Raw genomic sequence first — 19,728 nt, forward strand, 5'->3', positions numbered from 1 at the left:
AATTATGTCACAAGCGACCGAATTAGCCGTACCCGCGGGCGGCCACCGTCCCAACGAGTTGAACCTGATCTGGGTCGACCTGGAAATGACGGGACTCGAGCCGGACACCGACCGCATCATCGAGATTGCGGTCGTCGTCACCGACATGAACCTCAATACCATCGCCGAAGGCCCGGTGTTTGCGATCCACCAGTGCGAAGAGACGATGGACAAGATGGATGCGTGGAACAAGGGCACCCACGGCCGCAGCGGGCTGATCGAGCGGGTGCGCAACTCGACCGTGACGGAAGAGCAGGCCGAAGCGGCGCTGATCGCCTTCCTGAGGCAGTTCGTCCCGGCCGGCAAATCGCCGATGTGCGGCAACACGATTTGCCAGGACCGCCGCTTCATGGCGCGCACGATGCCGAAGCTGGAAGCGTTCTTCCACTACCGCAATCTCGACGTGTCGACGTTGAAGGAGCTGTGCCGCCGCTGGAAGCCGGACCTGGTGGGCGGGTTCAAGAAGCACCAGAAGCACACGGCGCTGGCCGACATCATCGAATCGGTGGAAGAGCTGAAGTACTACCGCGAGCATTTCATCAAGCTGTAATTTCTACGTCCACGCGAACGGCGGCAGATTGTCGCGCGCGTGGACGGGCATACTGCGGAAGCTGGACCTGTCATCAGGACAGGCTCCAGCTTTTCTTCGCCGTGGATCATGCCGAAAATTTCCGCAGCAGAAGCTCGCGCGCTCCTTGGTCGCCCTCTCCGTTGCGACGGCGATTTCGCGTGGATATCGCAAAAGGGCCTGCAGCCAGTCAAGATTCTCACTGCCGGTATTGTCGATCATGCTGGCAGGCGTCCGCATATGATGGTCGAGGTCAGTTTTACGCGCAGCGCGTCCAAGACCAAGTATCTGTTTGCTGTTCTCTTGCTAAATCGCACCAGTACTGACCGGGTGTATCAGCTCGAAGTGAGCCATACGCGGCGTAAGCAAAAGGATGCGCATGCCTTGTCCCACGAGCACATCGGCGATCGGCGCCAAGTCGGGGAGGCGGTCTGGCAGAATTGGAGCTATGATGAAGTGTTGGCGCATTTTTGCGCACAAACCAATATCAGTTTCGCACCGCTACCGCCTTCTCCGTAACGGATTATTTTTGCGAGGCAATCATGGACTGCGAATCTCTCTCCAAGATCATCGGGTACTACTGCTATCCCGTTTCCGAAGACGGCAATATTTTGCTGATCGAGACGCCTTTCCGCTTCCACGACGGTGACGATATCCCTGCATACGCCGAACTGGGTCCGCACTCGGTGCGCTTCTTCGATGACGGCGACGTCTACTGGCACTTTGCAGGGCTTGGCATTCGTATGCAGAGTGAGGAGAACAAACAACTCATCTCCGATATCGCCGAAGCGCATGGTCTTACGCGCACTGAGGTGTGGGAAGTTGAATTGGTGGCGCGACCCGACCAGGTCGCGGCAGGCTTCGCGCAGTACATCGCCGCCATGCTCGCTTTCGTGAAGTGGGAAAAGGAGCGCGATGAAGCATTGGAGGTGTTGTACCGCGAAGAGCGCGCGCGCCTCGCTTAGCAGTGGGTCCGGCCGCCAGGGCCGGACTCGGTGGACGGCTTCGAATCTGTTAGCGAGCGCCGTCAATGCAGCTGCGGACCGGCGCGCGGCACCAGTTGCTCCTCTTTGAGCATCGTCTTCTCGGTCCAGTCGCTGCCCGGCGATTGAGCGTCCCTGGCATGTTCGACGGGACTGACGCCTTTCACGCGCATGCCTTGCTCGTACACGAGCCGGCCGCCAAACCAGCCGGAAACGAGCACGCCGACGGCGGCAATGGCCGACAAAGCGAGCGAGCCTCCAGTGTGCGCCCGCTGGTCTTTGCGCATCGCTACATTTGCAGCCGTCAAGGCGAGCGCACTGCCGTTGAGGATCGCATGCATGTTGGCTGTGCGCTTGACGTCCGTGTTGGACTCGATCATCAGGCAGTCCATCGCACCGGCGGTGGCGGCGGCAACGCCGCCAATCAGTCCTCCAACCAGGCTGAAGTAGGCGGCATTCGAATAGCTCGACTTGCTCGTCGCGCCGTGCATGGCGTCGAGGATGAATCAGCATCGGGTGCAGCGGGTGGCCGGCAAAAGTTGATTTAGGCATTACGGGTCTCCTTGAATATGTTCAGGGTTCGACCGCAGGGCCGATCGGGTTCAGTGTGGCGCAGACGAACTGGCCGGAACTGCCGCTGCCGCTCAGTGTTTAACGGTGTGGGGGATCGCCATGAACACTTCGAGGAGAACGTTTCTGCACCAATCCGTCGCGCTTGCAGCCGCGCCCAATCTTGCTGCCGCGGCTCGGCATATCGTCTTGCTGGGCGATTCGATTTTCGACAACGGCGCCTACACCGGCGGCAAACCGGACGTGATAGCGCATTTGCGGCGCCGGACGCCGCATGGTTCGACTGCAACCTTGCTGGCGCGCGACGGCGCCACGACGGCCGGCATCCCCGCCCAACTGGCGCGCTTGCCACGCGACGCGACACACCTGGTCCTTTCCGTTGGCGGCAACGATGCATTGCAGCGGCAGGGGCTTTTGCAAGCGCCGGCCCGTTCAGTGGCCGAAGCGATCGAGATGCTGGCGGGAGCCGTCGGCGAGTTCGAGCCGGCGTACCGCAAGGTAAGCGACGCCTGCCTAGGGCACCGGCTGCCGCTGGTGATCAGCACTATCTACAACGGCAACTTCAGCGACGCGCGCTATGGCAAGTTGGCGCGCAATGCGGTGGCGCTGTTTAACGATGCCATCATCCGCACCGCGCTTGACTACAAGCTGAAGGCGCTCGATCTGCGCGCGGTCTGCTCGCGGCCGGAAGACTATGCCAACCCGATCGAGCCGTCGAGCATTGGCGAGGCGAAGATTGCGGGCGCCATTGTCGCGGTCGTGTCGGGATCGGCGGAAGCCAAGGGCGCGTTGCTGTTCCGCGGCGTTGGCTGACGCGCAAACGGCGATCTCGGCGGTAATGTGGTGTGGCGAACAGTCAATCAATTTATCCGCGGGTAAGCTGTGGTTTTACCCAAGGAGACCGCCATGACGAAAACCAAAACCGAACCTAGCGAGCAGTTGCATCGCGATGCTGAGCAGGCTCAGCTTGACGTCAACAAGAGCCAGCACAAGGCGGAAGAGCAGGAAGTTGTCGGCCGTCAGCAAAATGATGGCCTCAAGCCACATCAGGACACGGGCGCTCCACGCGGCCAGTAAGTGCGGCGCAACTAAAAAAAAGCCGGCGATACATCAGCCGGCTTTTTTTTCTGCAGTAACTGCTTAGCGCATCTGCGTGTAGTTGACCGGAATGAAGTCGTAGCCCTTCGATTCCTTGACGATGTGGCCGATGCCGGGGAACTGCAGGTGGGACCCGCCTACCAGGTAGCCGCCGCGCGCGGCCGCGTCGAACGCCTGGCGCCGCTCGGCGGCCGCCGTCTTCTGGTCGCTGTCGAAGGTGATCGTCACTTGGGGACGGTCGAACTGCACCGCGGCTACGTGGATCAGGTCGCCGATCAGCACCAGCTTCTGTCCCTTGCTCTCCACCAGGTAGGTTGCGTGTCCAGGTGTATGGCCCTTGCCCGACAGCGAACTGATGCCCGGCACCAGTTCGACATTGCCTTCAAACGCGGCAAACTTGCCGGCGGTGACGTAAGGATTCAACGACGCCATGGCACCCTTGAAGGAATCGGCCATCTTTGGGTTCTTGTCCATGTTGGCCTGGCTGAGCCAGAAGTCCGCTTCCTGCTTTTGCGCGCGCACGGTCGCGTTTGGAAACGCACGCTGGCCGTTGGCGGCGAGGCCGCCGACGTGGTCAGAATGCATGTGGGTAATGTAGATCTCGTCGATCTGTTCTGGCTGGTAGCCGGCCGCCTTCAGGTTGGCGACGAACTTGCCCAGGGTCGGGCCGAACAGGCCCGCCGCGCCGGCGTCGACCAGGATCAGCTTGCTGCCGGTGTTGATCAGGAAGGTGTTGACCGAGGTTTCCAGGGGGGCCTTCAGGAACGACTTGGCGAGAGCGGCGCTGATGGCCGCCGGCTTTTCGCCCTGCAGCAGCTTGTCGACCGGCAGGTCGACGGTACCGTCGTTGATCGCGGTGATTTCGAAATCGCCCAGCATCATGCTGAAGTAGCCGGGCGCGGCGGTCTTGACCATCGGTGCGGCAGCAAATACGGGGGCGCAGAATAGCGCGGCGGTTACGAGCGCGGCGAGCGCTTTTTGCTTCAGTTGTCGGGTCATCGTTGTCCTCTGGAGTGGGTCGGATCGGTCCAGCGCACGCGCCGCGCGAACGGCGTGCCGGTCCGATGTTGTAATATCGTACCTGAAGGGGCAATTCCCTGCAGGACGCGGCAACGGCGCCGGGCCGAATGCTCATTGAAGTAATGTGAAATAATTGCCCCTTGTCGCATCGGGGATCGGGAAGCATGGCTGTGTTGCAAACGAAGTGGCTGCACAAATTCATACCGACGCCGAATCACGCCAGCGGGCGCGAGCAGTTGCGCGCCGGTATCGGCGCCATCGTCGCCCTGATGCTGACCGCGTTGATGAGCTATTTTCTGCGCAAAGGGCACAGCTGCATGGCATTTCTGGTGGCGCCGATGGGCGCCACGTCGGTGCTGCTGGCCGCGCCGCTGGCCGGCGGCCTCGCCATCGTCGCCATGTTCTTGCTGCGCTGCCTGCATCCGCCGGGTGGCGCGGCACATCCTGCAGGTGCACAGTACCGACGACCTGGCGCCGACCGAACGGATCGGCGTCACGCATGAAGACCTCGACGCGGTGCTGAAAAGTTATGGCCAGGTGCTCGACATCAGCCGAGACGACCTCGAGGACATCATCCTGGCCACGGAAATGAAGGCGTACGAACGGCGCTTCGGCGTCATCACCTGCGGCGCCATCATGTCGCGCGACACTGTGACGGTGGAGTTTTCCACCGCGCTGGCCGACGCCTGGCGCCTGATGCGGCGCCACATGCTGCACGCATTGCCGGTGTTGAACAAGGCGCGGCGGGTGATCGGCGTCGTCGCGCAAAGTGACTTTCTGACGTACAGCGAGCAGGGCGAGTCGGTGTCGTTTGCCGAGCGGATGCGCCGCTTGCGGATGAATAGCCCGGACACGCATTCCGACCAGCCGGAGGTGGTGGGCCCGATCATGACGACGAAGGTGGTGACGACCAGGCCGGACAAGCCGATCGTCGAACTGGTGCCGCTGATGTCCAACACCGGCTGCACCACATTCCGGTGGTGGACGCGGACAACCGGTATATCGGCATGGTCAGCCAGTCCGATTTGCTGGCGTCGCTGTACGAAGGCCGCCTGCATGCGCCTGTTCCGGCGCCGGCCGTTAGCTGACCATTAACCGCCCCGGCATGATAGTCTGCGGCGAAACTTCGGCGGGGCTGGCGTCCACCAGCCGCAGCGGCGTGCTTGAGCGTTGCGACCGCACCACTTGTGCGCGCACTGCGTCGATCGCCTGCACCAGCATGTCGTGGCGCTTGCGCGCTTCCGAGCGCTTTTTGGAGGCGATGTCGTCAAGGCGCGGCGGCGGCAGCTGTTCGCAGTCCAGCGCAAAATTGCCATCGGCACGGCGCCTGGCCTGCAGTTCCTGCCACAGGCCGTCGTAGTCGGCGTGCACTTTGCCTTGCCGCGTCGCCGTGGTAACGACGCGGTTGCGGTTGCTCACCAACACCAGTTCGGTGCAGCCGAGCTCGTGGCCGAACTGGCGCACCATCCGCACCAGCAAGTTCTTCGGGCGCATGCCATGCAAGTCGCGCGTCGCCCGGCGCATCGCGTCGAGCCCGCCGCCGCCGGACACGCCTTGCAGGCAGCCCACGCCGAGCGCCATCGCATCGCCCTCGCGCAAGAAGGAAAAGGCGATCGACAGCAGCAGCTCGTCGCCTTGCAGCAACTGGAAAATCAGTTCGCCTTCGCGGCACAACACGCCGCCGGCACGCAGTTCGATGCGGTAAGCGCTGTCGGCCGAGCGTCCCTCCAGGTGGCACAGCGTTACCGGCTGGTGCGCCGCGCGCGCGATCAGCGGCGCCAGGCCGCGGTCGATCACCATGTCGTAGTGCGCGCGCAGCAGGTCGAGCCGGTCCTGGCAGCGCAACCCGGTACTGAAATAGGAGCGGTAAATCTTGTTGATCAGCCGCGGACAGGACGGCAGCATGGTGCCAAATAACGGGTGCGAGTTAAGCAACTGCAGCCAGCTGCCTGTCTGGCGAGGGTGGGCCAGCGCCCGTACGGTCAGTTTCAGCGATTCGCGCAGGTAAGCGACGCCGTCGAGCTCAGCGCGTAATCCTGTGCGCAGGGTGATCGGGAAGGTCATGGGGGCGGTGGGAAAATGCAGGCAAAGCAGTGGCCAGGCTGCGGGCGCGGCAGCTAAAAAGGACCATTGAAATGCGAGCGGCAGGGTCGCCAGGCGACGGCGGGTGTTTCTCTCAGAGGTGAGCGGCCCGGGGATGGGGGGCAGCGGCGCCGCGTCGAGAAGTCTGTGTGTTATTGATTTTTTGCAACTTGTAGCATCATGTGTCTGAACGTCAAGCTTGTCAATACATCGCGCCAGTTTTTTCGCCGCCCTGGACGGCGCGCGGGTTACTTGCGTTTCAGGATAGAGCCGAGCACGCCGCGAATGATTTCGCGCCCCACCGATGAGCCGATGCTGCGCGCCGCCGATTTGAGCATCGCCTGCGCCGGCGATTCGCGCTTGCCGTTGCCGCCGAACAGGCCGCCGAGCATGCCGCCGAAGGAATTGTCGGCCGCTTCGGCCTGCTTGCCGGCCGGCGCCGGCTTGGCCTGTTCTGCCTGCTGCTGCGCTTGCTGGGCGGCGGCCACGCGCGCGGCGATGATTTCGTGCGCCGACTCGCGGTCGACCGCTTGTTCGTACGCGCCGGCGACGACCGACTTGGCGATCACGGCCTTGCGGGCATCTGCGTCAAGCGGGCCGATGCGCGACGCCGGCGGCAGGATGAAGGCGCGCTCGACGATATTCGGCCGCCCCTTTTCATCGAGGAAGGACACCAGCGCTTCGCCGACGCCCAGTTCGGTGATGACCTGGGCGGTATCGAGCGCCGGGTTGGGGCGGAACGTGTCGGCGGCCGCCTTGACCGCCTTCTGGTCGCGCGGCGTGTAGGCGCGCAGCGCGTGCTGCACGCGGTTGCCCAGCTGGCCGAGCACGGTGTCGGGAATGTCGAGCGGATTTTGCGTCACGAAAAACACGCCGACCCCTTTCGAGCGGATCAGGCGCACGACCTGTTCGATCTTTTCGAGCAGCGGCTTGGGCGCGTCGTTGAACAGCAGGTGCGCCTCGTCGAAGAAGAAGACCAGCTTCGGCTTGTCGAGGTCGCCCACTTCCGGCAACTGCTCGAACAGCTCGGAGAGCAGCCACAGCAGGAAAACGGCGTACAGCCGCGGCGAGTTCATCAGCTTGTCGGCTGCCAGGATGTTGATCACGCCCTTGCCGGCGGCGTCGGTCTGCAGCAGGTCGTCGATATTGAGCATCGGCTCGCCGAAGAACTGGTCGCCGCCTTGCTCCTCGATGGCGATCAGGCCGCGCTGGATGGCGCCGATGCTGGCCGCCGAAATGTTGCCGTAGCTGGTGCGGTAGTTGCCGGCATTGTCGCCCACTTGCTGCAGCATCGCGCGCAAGTCCTTGGTGTCGAGCAGCAGCCAGCCATTGTCGTCGGCTATTTTGAACACCAGTTGCAGCACGCCTTCCTGGGTGTCGTTCAGGTTCAGCATGCGCGCCAGCAGCAGCGGGCCGAGGTCGGAGATGGTGGCGCGCACCGGATGGCCCTGCTCGCCGAACACGTCCCACAAGGTGACCGGGCAGGCGGCCCACTGCGGCGCCTCGATGGCGAGCATCTTCAGCCGCTCGTCCATCTTCGGCGAAGGGGCGCCGGCCTGCGCCAGGCCCGACAGGTCGCCCTTGACGTCGGCCATGAACACCGGCACGCCGATGCCGGACAAGGCCTCGGCAATCACCTGCAAGGTCACCGTCTTGCCGGTGCCGGTGGCGCCGGTGATGCAGCCGTGGCGGTTGACCAGGTTCGACAGCAGGCCCTGCAGGGCTGGCGGCTGCGTGGCGATGCTGGTGGCGACGGGCAATAGGGTAGACATCGTGGCGGCCTCATGGAGTGTAGAGCGATTCACTGATCGAGCGTAGAACGACACCGGCCGCTCGAAAGCGGCCGGCGGTGACTGCCTTATTCCGCCTTGTCGGCGCCGCAGCACTTCTTGTATTTCTTGCCGCTGCCGCAAGGGCAGTCGTCGTTGCGGCCGACTTTCGGCTCATCGCGCTTGATGGTTTGCACCGCGGACTTGCGCAGCGGCAGCCAGAACTTGTAAATGGCCGGCAAGTTCGCCTCGATCTCGAGCGCCAGCTTGTGGCCCTTGACCGGATCGTCGACTTCCTTCAGTTCCTCTTCCTCGATCTCGTCGGCACCGAGCAGGTAGATCGGGCGCATCAGCGGCGCCAGATCCGATTCCCAGATCGGATTCCAAGAGTCCGGGCGCAGTTCCATGCCTTCCCAGAAGCCCCAGCACCAGGCTTCGGCGTCGATCAGCGTCTCGTCGCCGTGTTCGTGTTCGCAGAACAGCGGCTCGAATTCCTTCGGCGCCACTTCGAACGTGACGGCCACTTCGTTCATGAAGCGCATGATCAGTTCGAAGATGCGGTCCGCTTCCTTCGGGTTCTTCCACTGCGGCTCGCTGTTGGCGTCTTCGCCCCACACTTTTGGCAGCCACTCGGTCGGCATGATGGTGTCCGGGCCGATCGCGATGGCTGTCAGGAAACCGTGCAGCGTATCCATCGTCATCGCATCGTCTGAACTGCGCTCGGACAACAGGAACTGGTCGAGTTCGTTGAATTCTTTTTCTGACAGGGGCTGGTCGTATTGCATCGGGTGCTCTTTCTTGAAATGAAGGCGCTAGTTTAACGCCTGCGCGCGCAAAAACCGCTACGGCGGGCATTTTAATTGCGGCTGCCGTGATGCGCGGAGTCCGACGCGGCGCGCGCCGTATCGCGCGCCACCAGCCGCGGCGGCGACAGCGCCACCGTCGGCTCGTTGCCGGTCAGCAATTGCAGCAGCGCTGCGGCGGCCAGCGATCCCAGTTCGTGGGCGTCCTGCCGGACCGTCGTCAGTGGCGGAATCGCGTGGGCGGCGGCGGGCAGATCATCGATGCCGACCAGCGAGATATCGTCGGGAACACGCATCCGGCGCCGGTATAGCGCCAGCGCCGCGCCGAACGCCATCTGGTCGTTGGCGGCAAGGATCGCGCTGAACGGCTGCCCGCCGTCGAGCAGCCGTTCGGCCGCCGCCAGGCCGCTGTCCTCGCGATAGTCGCCCTGCTGCACCAGCGCCGGGTCGTAGCGCACGCCGGCCTGGCGCAGCGCGGCGCGATAGCCGCGCAAGCGTCCGGCCGAATCGGCATGCGCCGGGTCGCCGCTGATGAGGGCGATGGCGCGGTGGCCGAGCGCGAGCAGGTGGGCGGTGGCCAGCCGCGCCCCCTCGACATGGTCGAAGTCGAGCGAAAACAGGTTCGGCGCGCGCAACTGGCGGCCGGTGACGACCACCGGCATCGTCCTGGCGAGCTGACGCAGCGCCTCGTCGCCGAGCCGGGCGCTGAGCAAGATGATGCCGTCGACGCGGCGCCCGCACAGCACGGCGACGCCGCGCGCCTCTTCGGCCGCATCCCAGCGCCCGCTGACGAACAGCGGGATGTAGCCGGCCATGCCGAGTTGCTCTTCGATGCCACGCAGGGCGACGCCGTAAAACGGACTGTCGATGGTCTGGGTGATCACGCCGACGCTGTGGGTGCGCCCGCCGGCCAGGCCGCGCGCGATCGGATCGGGTACAAAGCCGAGCGCGGCGATGGCGCGGTCGATGGCGTCGCGCTTGCTGCGGCTGACCGCGGCGGTGCCGTTGAGGATGCGCGACACCGTGCTGGGCGAGACGCCGCTGGCGGCGGCGACCATGCCGAGCGTGACCTTGGTTCCGGGGGGGGCTGCCGCCGACGGCGCGGGGGTCTTGCGCTTCATTGTTCGCGTCCTTGTGCTTGCCAAAGTGGCACCGCGTCGCATTGTGACACAGGCCGGCGCGCGCGGCTTGTGTTGACAGCGGAAACCGGCCATGGTAATTTTTGAAAGCGCTTTCATATCGGTCTGAGGCGCGCAATCACAACGACAACAACGACACGGAGACGGCGATGAAATGCGATAACTATTCGGGCAAGAGCACTACCAGGGCACTCGTTGCGGCAGGGCTGGCGATGGCGGCAGCGGCGACGTACGGGCAGCAATGCCCGAGCGCCGCGCCGCGCTTCGCGGACGAGTTCAACGGCAGCGCGGTCGATACCAGCAAGTGGGAGGTGCAGACCGGCGACGGCTGCAGCTACGGTTTGTGCGGCTGGGGCAACAACGAGTTGCAGTCCTACCAGGCGGCCAACGCGGTGGTGGCCAACGGCGTGCTGACGATCACGGCGAAAAAGCAGCGGGTCGGCGCCAAGGCGTACACGTCGGCCCGGCTGCGCACGCTGAACCGGCCGGGCGGCGGGCAGTGGACGCACGGCCGCTTCGAGGCGCGCATGAAAACGCCGAGCGGCAGCGGCATGTGGCCGGCGTTCTGGATGTTGCCGGCCAATACCACCGTGGCGTGGCCGGCCAGCGGCGAGATCGATATCCAGGAATCGACCGGCCAGAAAAGCATGTTCGCCTGGGGCACCGTTCACTACGGTTCGTCGAACGCGAACCACCAGTTCCTCAGCACCCAGATCTATCGCCAGCCCGACAGCTTCGCCGATGGCTTCCACGTGTATTCGGTCAACTGGAGCCCGTACAAGATCAGCTGGTACATCGACGACGTCTTGTACGCCACCAAGACGCCGGCGGACATGGCCAACTCGGCCGACTGGACGTTTGAATCCTACCAGTACTATTTGCTGCTGAACCTGGCCGTTGGCGGCAACCTCGGCGGCGCCGTGGACGACAGCAAGCTGCCGCAAACGCTGCAGGTGGACTATGTGCGCGGCTACGCCTATCCGCAGCCTTCGCTCAGCGGCAAGTACCTGGTCGAGCCGAACACCGCCACCACCTACGGCGTCGTCGACCAGGTCGGCACCGGCGCCACCTACGCGTGGAGCGCGCCGAACGGGCAGACGTCGAGCGCCAGTTCGTTCACGGTCAACTGGGGAACCACCGGCGGCACGGTGGCGGTCAACATCAGCGACAGCTGCGGCAGTTACACCAAGAACGTCGCCGTGACGGTGGCGCCGGTGCTCACCAGGTCGGTGGAGCTCGACGATTATGAAGCGGGCCGCAACCTGGCCTACACGACCGTCACCGGCACGTTCACCCAGGCGGTCGCCAATCCGGCGCCGGGCACGGTCAACGGTTCGGCGACGGTGGCCAAGTACGTCCGCAACGCCGGCCAGGCGTATGACCTGGTCACCGCCAGCACCAGCGCGATCGCCGACGCCTCGTTCTATGTCAGGGGCGAGAAGGCGCTCTATCTGGACGTCTACACCGCGGCGCCGGTGGGCACGCCGATGCTGATCCAGATGGAAAACAAGAACGTCGCCACGGCCAGCAATTTCCCCAGCGGGCGGCACTCGAAATACATCGGCTACACGACGCTGCAAAACGGCTGGCAACGGGTCAAGTTCCGGCTCGACGACCGGCTCGACGGCGCCACCGGCGACGCGCAGGTCAACCAGCTGGTACTGATGCTGGCGCCGACTACGCTGACCGGCGACACCTACTACATCGACAACTACAACATCTACGCCAGGTAGAGCGCGGGCGGCCGGGCCGCAGCGGCCCGGCTACCGCTTCGGCACGCCGCAGAAGCGCTCGACATACTGCTGGTGCGAGGGCAGCTGCAGCACCGTCTTGTTGACCGCGCTGCGGATGCCTTCGAGGAAGGCCAGCAGTTCGGCGTCGCCCATCAGGTCGGCCGCCTGGTGATGCTGGGCCGGCATGATGCCCTGGCCGAGCATGACCTGGATCCACGAATTTTCCGCGAACAGCTCGTTAGGGGTGCGAAACACCCGGCCGCTGTCGCGAAACAGCGCGATGCGGTGGCGCAGCGACGGCGGCACCGCCATCTCGGCGCAGGCGCGCCAGAACGGCGTGTCGCGCCGGTTCGTCACGTGGTAGTGCAGGATGATGAAATCGCGGATGTGCTCGACCTCGGCGCTGGTCTGGCGATTGTATTCGTCGACGTCGCTCTGGTGGATGCCGTCGCTGGGGAACATCTGCAGCAGGCGGATGATGCCGCGCTGGATCAGGTGGATGCTGGTCGACTCGATCGGCTCGAGAAAGCCGCTGGCCAGGCCGATGGCGACGCAGTTGCCTTTCCAGGTCTGGTGCCGCTGGCCCGGAGTGAAGCGGATCAGGCGCGGCTCGGTCAGCGCCGCGCCGTCGATATTGGCCAGCAGGCCGGCACGCGCCTGCGCTTCGTCGGTGTGGCGGCTGGAATAGACGATGCCGTTGCCGACCCGATGCTGCAGCGGGATGCGCCACTGCCAGCCGGCCTCGCGCGCGATCGAGCGCGTGTACGGCAACGCCGGCCCGGTCGATTCGGTCTGCACCGCGATCGCGCTGTCGCACAACAGCCACTCGGACCAGTCGGCATAGGCGACCTGCATGGCGCCGCCGATCAGCAGCGCGCGAAAGCCGGTGCAGTCGATGAACAGGTCGCCCTCGACCAGCGTGCCCGAGTCGAGCCGCAGCGCGGTGATGTCGCCCGATGCGGGGTCGGTTTGCACCTGGTCGATCTTGGCCTCGATGCGGGTGACGCCGAACGACTCGGCGAACGTGCGCAGGAATTTGGCGTAGCGGCTGGCGTCGAGGTGGTAGGCGTAGTTCATGCCGTTGCGCGGCAGGTGGGCGAAGCGCTGCGCCTGCGCCGCCTTCAGCTCGAGGCAATAGTCGCCGTAGTCGCCGGCCAGCGCGCGCTCGCGGCCCTTGTGCCAGAAGTGCTGGAAGCCGGCCATCCAGTGATCGGTGCCGGTCAGGCCGAACGAGTGGATGTAGTCTTGACCCGGCGCGCGCCAGTTCTCGAAGCTGATGCCAAGCTTGAAGGTGGCGGCGGTGGCGGCCATGAATTCCTGTTCGTTGATCTCGAGCAGGCTGTGGAAGTTCATCAGCGTCGGAATGGTCGCTTCGCCGACGCCGACGGTGCCGATGTCGTCGGACTCGATGAGGCGGATGTCGAGGCGGCGCCCGAGCGACTTCGACAGGCCGGCGGCGACCATCCAGCCGGCGGTGCCGCCGCCGGCGATGACGATGCGCCGGATCGGCTTGCGCTGCTGCGGGTCCGGAATGTTTGCTTGCACGGTGTCTCCTGTTAACGGTTGATTTTTTTCAGCAGTTGCGCGCGCAGCATGCGGGCGGCGTCGGCGTCGAGCGGCGCCAGCACGCGGCGCGCGGCGGCGCCGATGTGCTCGGCGGTGGCGTCGTCGGCCTCGAACACGTAATGGCGGAAGATCTCTTGCCAGGCGCGGCGCTGCGCCGGCGGCAGATCGCGCACGCTCATCAGGGCGAGCATCAGCGCCCGGCTGGGCGCCTACCTGGCGCGCATTCCGACCTACCTGATCACCGAACCGTACCCCGCGCTGTTCGGCGTGGCGGCCATGCTGGCGGCGCAAGTCGACGGCGCAGAATAATACTGGAGAGAATATGCAAACTTCCGCAAACGACGGCGCCCTGGCGCAAGACGGCGCCGGCGCGGCCAACCGCGGCGCGCTGGTGATCGTCACCATCCTGTTTTTCATGTGGGGGCTGCTGACGGCGCTCAACGACGTCCTCATTCCGCACCTGAAAGCGGTCTACACGCTGACGTACCTGCAGGCGATGCTGGTGCAGTTCTGCTTCTTCGGCGCCTATTTCGTCGTCTCGCTGCCGGCCGGCGCCCTGATCCGCAAAATCGGCTACCAGAACGGCGCCGTCACCGGCCTGCTGATCGCCGCGGCCGGCTGCGCGCTGTTCTATCCGGCCTCGCAGGGCGGCTACGGCTTGTTCCTGTTCGCCTTTTTCGTGCTCGCCTCCGGCATCACGATCCTGCAGGTAGCGGCCAACCCTTACGTGACGGTGCTCGGCGATGCGCGCACGGCGTCGAGCCGGCTGACGCTGACGCAGGCGTTCAATTCGCTCGGCACGACGGTGGCGCCGGCCCTTGGCGGCCTGCTGATCCTGTCGGCCGGCGCGCTGGCGGCGGACCAGCTGGCGCTGCTGCCGGCGGCCGAGCAGGCCGCCTACCGCGCGCGCGAGGCGGCGTCGGTGCAGGGGCCGTACCTGGCGCTGGCCGCGGCGCTGGCCGTGCTGGCGCTGCTGTTTGCCGCCGCGCGCTTGCCAAAGATCACCCACGCGGCCGCGCGCGCCGACGCCGGCGACAACGGCGGCGCCACTGCGCAGCGCCACCTGGTGCTGGGCGCGGTGGCCATCTTCCTGTACGTCGGCGGCGAAGTGAGCATCGGCAGCTTCCTGATCAACTTTCTCGGCGAGCAGAACATCGCCGCGCTGCCGCCGGCGGCGGCGGCCCACTATGTCAGCCTGTACTGGGGCGGTGCGATGGTCGGGCGCTTCATCGGCTTTGCCGTCATGCGTTATGTCAGCCCCGGCAAGGCGCTGGCGGTCAATTCGCTCGGCGCCATCGCGCTGGTGCTGTGCGCCATCTTTGGCGACGGTGCGCTGGCGATGTGGGCCATCCTTGCTGTCGGCCTGTGCAATTCGATCATGTTCCCCACCATCTTCAGCATGGCGCTGCATGGCCTGGGCAAGCATACCGGCCAGGGTTCGGGCATCCTGTGCATGGCCATCGTCGGCGGCGCCCTGGTGCCGTTCGCGCAGGGCCTGATGGCCGATACCGTCGGCCTCCAATGGTCGTTCGCGGTGCCGGCGCTGTGCTACACGTTCATCCTGTTCTACGGCATCAAGTACGCCACCTTGCACCGCACGCCGACCGCCTGATCGATCAGCGCCGATACCGCCATGACCACCACCGAGATCTTTCTGATCGCCATGCTGCTGATTTTCGCCTTGCCGTACCTGGTCTGGCGGCTCGGCAACACGGACTATTTCGCGCCCCTGGTGGTGGTGCAGATCATCGCCGGCATCCTGCTCGGTCCGGGCGTGATCGGCGCCGCCTTTCCGCAGTACTACCAGTTTGTGTTCACCCCCGCCGTGGTCGGCGCGCTCAACGGCGTTGCCCTGTGGGGCGTGATGCTGTTCGTGATGATTGCCGGTATCGAGCTCGACCTCAAGCAGGCATGGCAGCACCGCCGCGAGAGCGCGATCACCGCTTCGCTGGCGCTGGCCACGCCGATGCTGTGCGGCGCCATCGTGGCGCTGGGCATGCTCGGCTATGGTGGCTGGGCAGGGGCGAAGGCGAGCGGCTGGCAGTTCGTCGTCGCCACCGGCATGGCGTGCGCCGTGACGGCCTTGCCGATCCTGATCCTGCTGATGGAAAAGCTCGACGTGCTGCGCCGGCCGATCGGCCAGCGCATCCTGCGCTACGCCAGCGTCGACGATATCGCCATCTGGGGCGTGCTGGCGCTGATCCTGCTCGACTGGGAGCGCGTGGCGCGCCAGCTCGGCTTCCTGCTGGTGTTCGCGCTGGCCAGCCTGGCCTACCGCCGCCTGATGCTGCGCCTGCCGCCGCGCGACCGCTGGTATTGCGCGCTGATCTGGCTGGCGCTGTGCGCATTCGGCGCCGACTGGTCCGGCCTGCACTTCATGGTCGGCGCCTTTCTGGCCGGCATGGTGATGGACGGCGACTGGTTCGATCGCGCGCAGATGGACCAGCTGCGCCATCACGTGTTGCTGGTGATGATGCCGGTGTTTTTTCTCAGCACGGGCCTGCGCACCACCTGGGAGAGCGGCGGCGTGGCGGTGGTGCTCGCCGCCGGCGCCTTGCTGGTCGCCTCGGTCGGCGGCAAGCTGGCCGGCGTGCACCTGGCCGGCCGGATTCTCCGGTGGCAGCCGGGCGAAGCGAGCATCATCGGCTGGATGCTGCAGACCAAGGCCCTGATCATGATCATCTTTGCCAACATTTTGCTCGACAAGCAGATCATCACCAGCGCGACATTTACCGCCTTGCTGTTGATGGCGGTGGCCAGCACGATGCTGACGGTGCCGGTGGTGCATCCGAAACTGCATCGGATGAAGGCGCTGATTTTCCGCACTGCCTGACGGCGCCGGCGCGGCGGGCTTACAATGCCACCATGAGAACCCTGCCCGCCGTCCCACCTCCGTTTTCCTCGCTCGATCCGTCGTGCGTCCTCGACGCGCTCGATTCGGTCGGCCTGTTCGGCGATGGCCGCCTGCTGGCGCTGAACAGCTACGAGAACCGCGTCTACCAGGCCGGCCGCGAAGACGGCGGTCCGGTGGTCGTCAAGTTCTACCGGCCGAACCGCTGGGCCGACGCCGCCATCGTCGAGGAGCACGCCTTCGTGGCCGAACTGGTCGAACGGGAAATCCCGGTGGTCGCGGCGTTGACGCTGGCAGGGCGCACGTTGCACGAATTTGCCGGCTTCAAGTTCGCCGTGTTCCCCAGCCACGGCGGCCGCGCGCCGGAACTGGATGACCCGAAAACGCTCGAATGGATCGGCCGCTTCATCGGCCGCATCCACGCCGTCGGGGCGCTGGCGCCATTCCAGCACCGGCCGGCGCTGACCATCGACACGTTTGGGCGCACCCCGCGCAATTACCTGCTGGCCAACAACTTCATCCCGCCCGAGCTGCTGGCGGCGTGGACCAGCGTCGTCGACCAGGCGCTCGAGGGCGTCGCCCGCTGCTACGAACGGGCAGGGCAGCAGCCAGTGCTGCGCCTGCACGGAGATTGCCATGCCGGCAACGTCCTGTGGACCGACGCCGGCCCGCATTTCGTCGACTTCGACGACAGCCGCACCGGTCCCGCCGTGCAGGACCTGTGGATGCTGATGTCGGGCGAGCGCGCCGACATGGTGCGCCAGCTGGGCGACATCCTGGCCGGCTACGAGGATTTCGCCGATTTCGACGCGCGCCAGCTGTACCTGGTGGAGGCCTTGCGCACGCTGCGCCTGCTGCATTACTCGGCCTGGCTGGCGATGCGCTGGGACGATCCGGCGTTTCCCGTGGCGTTTCCGTGGTTTAACACGCAACGTTACTGGCAGGACAGGATTCTCGAACTGCGCGAGCAGGTCGCGCTGATGGACGAGCCGCCACTCTGGCCGGCCTAGCCATAAAGCGGGAAATGAGGCGCTTTCCCCCGTCTGCTTCGTGCGCCGCCGAAACCATTGCTGACCGATAATCGAAGCCATGACTTCCGCTGTGGAAGGCGCCCCTTCAGCTTAGCGAGAACGACCATGCAATCAGTACCGGCCCAGCACGACGACGCACATGTGAGCATTGACCTGCCGGCGGCAGAGGCGGCGCCCGCGTCCGAGGCGCCGGGCCGCGCCAAGTCGGAAATGCGGGCGATCCACGAGGCGATCGCGCGCGTCGAGGCCGAAGCGAAGGCGTCATGCGCGGCCGAGAGCCGGGCCCACGCCGAAGCGCGCGCGCGCAGCCTGGCCGAGGAGCGCGCCGCGATGGACGCCGCCGCCGCCACCGCCGCGCTGGAACACGCGCAGGCGTCGGAAGATGCGATCGAAGCGAACCGCGACCGGCTCGATTCGCTGCGCGCCGCCGCGCAAGCGAGCATGGAGCGCCTGCAGGCGGTGCGCCAGGAGACGGCCGAACTGCGCGCCCGCGTCGAAGCCGACACCAGGATCAAGCTGGCCGCCGAAGCGCGCGCCAAGTGCGAAGAAGAAGCGCGCCGCCGCGCCGCCGAACAGATCGAGGCGGAAGCGCAGATGGCCGAACGCGCCGCGCGCGCCGTCGAAGACCTCGAAGTGCACACCGAGCAGGCGCGCCTGCAGGCGCTCGAACGGGTCGCCGCGGTGCACGCGGCCAAGGAAGAAGTACTGCACATCGCCACCGCCGACGCCCGCGTGGCCACGTTGGCGCGCGAGCGCGAGCGCCAGGCCAAGGGCGCGCGCCAGACCGCCGAACTGCTCGCCGAAGCCGAAGCCGAAGCGCTGGAGCTGACGGTGCAGCGCGAGAAAGCCGACCAGGTCGCGCTGGCGTCGGCCTTCGCGCGCGCGGTCGCTGAAGCACGGGCCCTGGAAGAAGCGCGCGCGCTGGCCCACATCGAGCAGGAGCGCGAGGCGATCGCCATCGCCCAGGCCGAGTCGGAGCGGGTCGCCGCCAAGTCGATCCACCTGCGCCTGCAGACCGAAAAAGAACTGCGCGACGCCGCCATCCACCGCGAGCGCGTCGAGAAGATGGCCGCCGCCGGCGCCGAAGCGCGGCGCGAAGCGGAAGGGCGCATCATGGCCGCCACCGAGGCGCGCATCGAAGTCGACCGCCAGCTGCGCGAAGTGGCGCTGGCGCGCGCGCTGGCCGAAGCAGAAGCCGGCGACGAAGTGCGCGCCAGGATGGAAGCGGAAGCGCTCGCCATTGAAGCCGCGCGCGAACGCGCCATCGCCGAAAAAGCCGCCGCCGCCGCCGCCGACCTCGAAGCGCACGAGCAGCAGCGCGCCGGCGTGCTCGCCGGCGAACGCGCCGCCTTGTCCGAACAGGCCGCCGCGCTGGCCGCCGCCGCCAACGCCGCCGCCGCGAGCGAACTGGCCGCCGTCGCCGAGCAGGTGGCGCAGCAGGCCGAATGTGCCGCGCTGGCCAGCCGCAGGGCCGAGCAGGAACAGGCGCTCGCCGATGCCGAGCGTGCCCGCGCCGAGGCCGAGCAGCAGGCATTGCTGGCCTTGCAGGACAAGCTGGCCGCCGAACAGGAACTCGGCGCCGCCGCGCAGGCGCGCGCCGACGCGCAGTCGGCGCAGGCAGCGCTGCTGCGCCAGAAGGTCGACGCCGAGCGCCGCGCCGAACAGGCCCAGCGGGCGCAAATCGACGCCACCCGCGCGCTCGCCGAGCAGGCCGAACGCGATAGCGCGCAGCAGGTCGCCGCCGCCGACGCCGTCACCGCGCAGCTCAAAGCGGCCGCTGAACAGGCCGACGTCCAGGCCGCGCGCGCCGCCGCCGAACAGCAGCAGCTGGTGCTGGCCGAAGCAGCGCTGGCGGCCGAACACGCGGCGCTGGCGCTGGCCGAACAGCTGGTCGAGGCGCTGCGCGACAGCGCCGCCGCGCAGGCGCGAGAAAGCGCGGCGATCGAAGCGCGCATCGCGTCCGAGCATGCCGCTGCCGCCGCCGTGCGGGCGCGCCTGGCCGCCGAACAGGAAAAGGCCGATGTCGCGCACCAGATCGAGATGGCCGAGGAAGCGGCCGCGCAAGCGGTGACGGACAAGCTCGAGGCGCAGCGCCTGCTGCTCGACAGCGCCCAGGCGCACGCCGCCATGCAGCGCAAGGTGGCGATGACGACGCAGGCGATGGCCGAGGCCAGGCAGCAGCTGCTGGCACTCGAGACCGAACGCCACGCTTGCGAGCGGCGCGCGCTGGCCGCCACCAGCGAGGCCGCCGCGCAGCGCTCGTCCGAAGCGATCCAGCGCACGTCGTCCGAAACCATCACGCGCGAAGTCATCGGCCGCCTGCTGACCCAGCCCTCGTCGGTGCCGCTGAAGTAAAATGACGGCGGGGTCAGACCTCGGTGCTGCTGTCAGGGGGCTGACCCCGGTTGCGTTAGCGTCTGCCCCCCACCGGGGTCTGACCCTCAACGGAAACACCCGGGTCAGACCCCTCCGTCCT

20 protein-coding genes and 1 pseudogene are annotated in these 19,728 nt (G+C 66.2%); 13 read left to right on the plus strand and 8 right to left on the minus strand.

Features of this window, described 5'->3' with window-relative positions:
• Positions 1 to 4: 4 nt before the first annotated feature.
• The 3 genes from orn (at position 5) to ACP7DD_RS07635 (ending at position 1,572) form a co-directional block, all read left to right on the plus strand.
• Complete coding sequence (gene orn / locus ACP7DD_RS07625; protein ID WP_426174117.1) at positions 5 to 589, plus strand: oligoribonuclease; 585 nt, start codon at positions 5 to 7, stop codon at positions 587 to 589.
• 108 nt (positions 590 to 697) lie between these two features.
• Positions 698 to 1,126, plus strand: coding sequence for a hypothetical protein (locus ACP7DD_RS07630; protein WP_426174118.1), 429 nt, complete (start codon positions 698 to 700; stop codon positions 1,124 to 1,126).
• A 23-nt stretch (positions 1,127 to 1,149) separates the two neighbouring features.
• Entirely contained in the window at positions 1,150 to 1,572 is a 423-nt protein-coding gene (locus tag ACP7DD_RS07635; protein ID WP_426174120.1) for a DUF1828 domain-containing protein, read from the plus strand.
• A gap of 62 nt (positions 1,573 to 1,634) precedes the next feature.
• Here the strand turns inward: ACP7DD_RS07635 and ACP7DD_RS07640 are convergent, their stop codons facing one another.
• Positions 1,635 to 2,081, minus strand: a complete 447-nt coding sequence (locus tag ACP7DD_RS07640; RefSeq protein WP_426174121.1) for a DUF2231 domain-containing protein — start codon at positions 2,079 to 2,081, stop codon at positions 1,635 to 1,637.
• A 166-nt stretch (positions 2,082 to 2,247) separates the two neighbouring features.
• Between ACP7DD_RS07640 and ACP7DD_RS07645 the strand changes: the two genes are divergently transcribed.
• Together ACP7DD_RS07645 and ACP7DD_RS07650 are read left to right on the plus strand one after the other, a co-directional pair.
• A complete protein-coding gene (locus ACP7DD_RS07645) occupies positions 2,248 to 2,973 on the plus strand; it encodes an SGNH/GDSL hydrolase family protein (protein WP_426174122.1) in 726 nt (241 codons plus the stop codon).
• 93 nt (positions 2,974 to 3,066) lie between these two features.
• Positions 3,067 to 3,237 carry a hypothetical protein gene (locus ACP7DD_RS07650; protein WP_426174123.1) on the plus strand — a complete coding sequence of 57 codons (171 nt, stop codon included), beginning with the start codon at positions 3,067 to 3,069 and terminating at the stop codon, positions 3,235 to 3,237.
• A gap of 63 nt (positions 3,238 to 3,300) precedes the next feature.
• Here ACP7DD_RS07650 and ACP7DD_RS07655 read toward each other — a convergent pair whose 3' ends face one another.
• Positions 3,301 to 4,257, minus strand: a complete 957-nt coding sequence (locus tag ACP7DD_RS07655) for an MBL fold metallo-hydrolase (RefSeq protein ID WP_426174124.1) — start codon at positions 4,255 to 4,257, stop codon at positions 3,301 to 3,303.
• Positions 4,258 to 4,442: 185 nt separating this feature from the next.
• Here ACP7DD_RS07655 and ACP7DD_RS07660 point away from each other — a divergent pair, with 185 nt between their 5' ends.
• From ACP7DD_RS07660 to ACP7DD_RS07670, 3 genes and pseudogenes are all read left to right on the plus strand, one after another.
• Positions 4,443 to 4,781: an HPP family protein gene (locus tag ACP7DD_RS07660; protein WP_426174125.1), complete on the plus strand. Its 339-nt coding sequence runs from the start codon at positions 4,443 to 4,445 to the stop codon at positions 4,779 to 4,781.
• 133 nt (positions 4,782 to 4,914) lie between these two features.
• Positions 4,915 to 5,004, plus strand: a pseudogene (locus ACP7DD_RS07665) (hypothetical protein); the annotation flags it as partial.
• A 254-nt stretch (positions 5,005 to 5,258) separates the two neighbouring features.
• A complete protein-coding gene (locus ACP7DD_RS07670) occupies positions 5,259 to 5,366 on the plus strand; it encodes a hypothetical protein (RefSeq protein ID WP_426174229.1) in 108 nt (35 codons plus the stop codon).
• Here ACP7DD_RS07670 and ACP7DD_RS07675 read toward each other — a convergent pair.
• The 4 genes from ACP7DD_RS07675 to ACP7DD_RS07690 form a co-directional block, all read right to left on the minus strand.
• Positions 5,359 to 6,342: a DUF535 family protein gene (locus ACP7DD_RS07675; RefSeq protein ID WP_426174126.1), complete on the minus strand. Its 984-nt coding sequence runs from the start codon at positions 6,340 to 6,342 to the stop codon at positions 5,359 to 5,361. The genes ACP7DD_RS07670 and ACP7DD_RS07675 overlap by 8 nt on opposite strands.
• A gap of 266 nt (positions 6,343 to 6,608) precedes the next feature.
• Positions 6,609 to 8,132, minus strand: coding sequence for a helicase HerA-like C-terminal domain-containing protein (locus ACP7DD_RS07680; protein ID WP_426174127.1), 1,524 nt, complete (start codon positions 8,130 to 8,132; stop codon positions 6,609 to 6,611).
• A gap of 86 nt (positions 8,133 to 8,218) precedes the next feature.
• Positions 8,219 to 8,914: a UPF0149 family protein gene (locus tag ACP7DD_RS07685; protein WP_426174128.1), complete on the minus strand. Its 696-nt coding sequence runs from the start codon at positions 8,912 to 8,914 to the stop codon at positions 8,219 to 8,221.
• Positions 8,915 to 8,985: 71 nt separating this feature from the next.
• Entirely contained in the window at positions 8,986 to 10,170 is a 1,185-nt protein-coding gene (locus ACP7DD_RS07690) for a LacI family DNA-binding transcriptional regulator (RefSeq protein WP_426174129.1), read from the minus strand.
• A 50-nt stretch (positions 10,171 to 10,220) separates the two neighbouring features.
• Here ACP7DD_RS07690 and ACP7DD_RS07695 point away from each other — a divergent pair, with 50 nt between their 5' ends.
• Positions 10,221 to 11,804, plus strand: coding sequence for a family 16 glycosylhydrolase (locus ACP7DD_RS07695; RefSeq protein ID WP_426174131.1), 1,584 nt, complete (start codon positions 10,221 to 10,223; stop codon positions 11,802 to 11,804).
• Between the two features lie 30 nt (positions 11,805 to 11,834).
• Here ACP7DD_RS07695 and ACP7DD_RS07700 read toward each other — a convergent pair whose 3' ends face one another.
• Together ACP7DD_RS07700 and ACP7DD_RS07705 are read right to left on the minus strand one after the other, a co-directional pair.
• Positions 11,835 to 13,349 (minus strand): tryptophan halogenase family protein, encoded by a 1,515-nt coding sequence (locus ACP7DD_RS07700; protein WP_426174132.1) that lies wholly within the window; start codon positions 13,347 to 13,349, stop codon positions 11,835 to 11,837.
• 11 nt (positions 13,350 to 13,360) lie between these two features.
• Positions 13,361 to 13,561 carry a hypothetical protein gene (locus tag ACP7DD_RS07705; protein ID WP_426174134.1) on the minus strand — a complete coding sequence of 67 codons (201 nt, stop codon included), beginning with the start codon at positions 13,559 to 13,561 and terminating at the stop codon, positions 13,361 to 13,363.
• A gap of 131 nt (positions 13,562 to 13,692) precedes the next feature.
• Between ACP7DD_RS07705 and ACP7DD_RS07710 the strand changes: the two genes are divergently transcribed.
• The 4 genes from ACP7DD_RS07710 (at position 13,693) to ACP7DD_RS07725 (ending at position 19,607) form a co-directional block, all read left to right on the plus strand.
• On the plus strand, positions 13,693 to 14,982 hold the full coding sequence (locus ACP7DD_RS07710; protein WP_426174135.1) for a sugar MFS transporter: 1,290 nt from the start codon (positions 13,693 to 13,695) through the stop codon (positions 14,980 to 14,982).
• 21 nt (positions 14,983 to 15,003) lie between these two features.
• Positions 15,004 to 16,203, plus strand: coding sequence for a cation:proton antiporter (locus ACP7DD_RS07715; RefSeq protein ID WP_426174136.1), 1,200 nt, complete (start codon positions 15,004 to 15,006; stop codon positions 16,201 to 16,203).
• A 32-nt stretch (positions 16,204 to 16,235) separates the two neighbouring features.
• Complete coding sequence (locus tag ACP7DD_RS07720) at positions 16,236 to 17,231, plus strand: serine/threonine protein kinase (RefSeq protein WP_426174138.1); 996 nt, start codon at positions 16,236 to 16,238, stop codon at positions 17,229 to 17,231.
• Between the two features lie 126 nt (positions 17,232 to 17,357).
• Entirely contained in the window at positions 17,358 to 19,607 is a 2,250-nt protein-coding gene (locus ACP7DD_RS07725; protein WP_426174139.1) for a hypothetical protein, read from the plus strand.
• Positions 19,608 to 19,728 lie beyond the last annotated feature (121 nt).

Source organism: Massilia sp. TWR1-2-2 (genome assembly GCF_049897565.1).
Taxonomy (GTDB): domain Bacteria; phylum Pseudomonadota; class Gammaproteobacteria; order Burkholderiales; family Burkholderiaceae_D; genus JAFCUW01.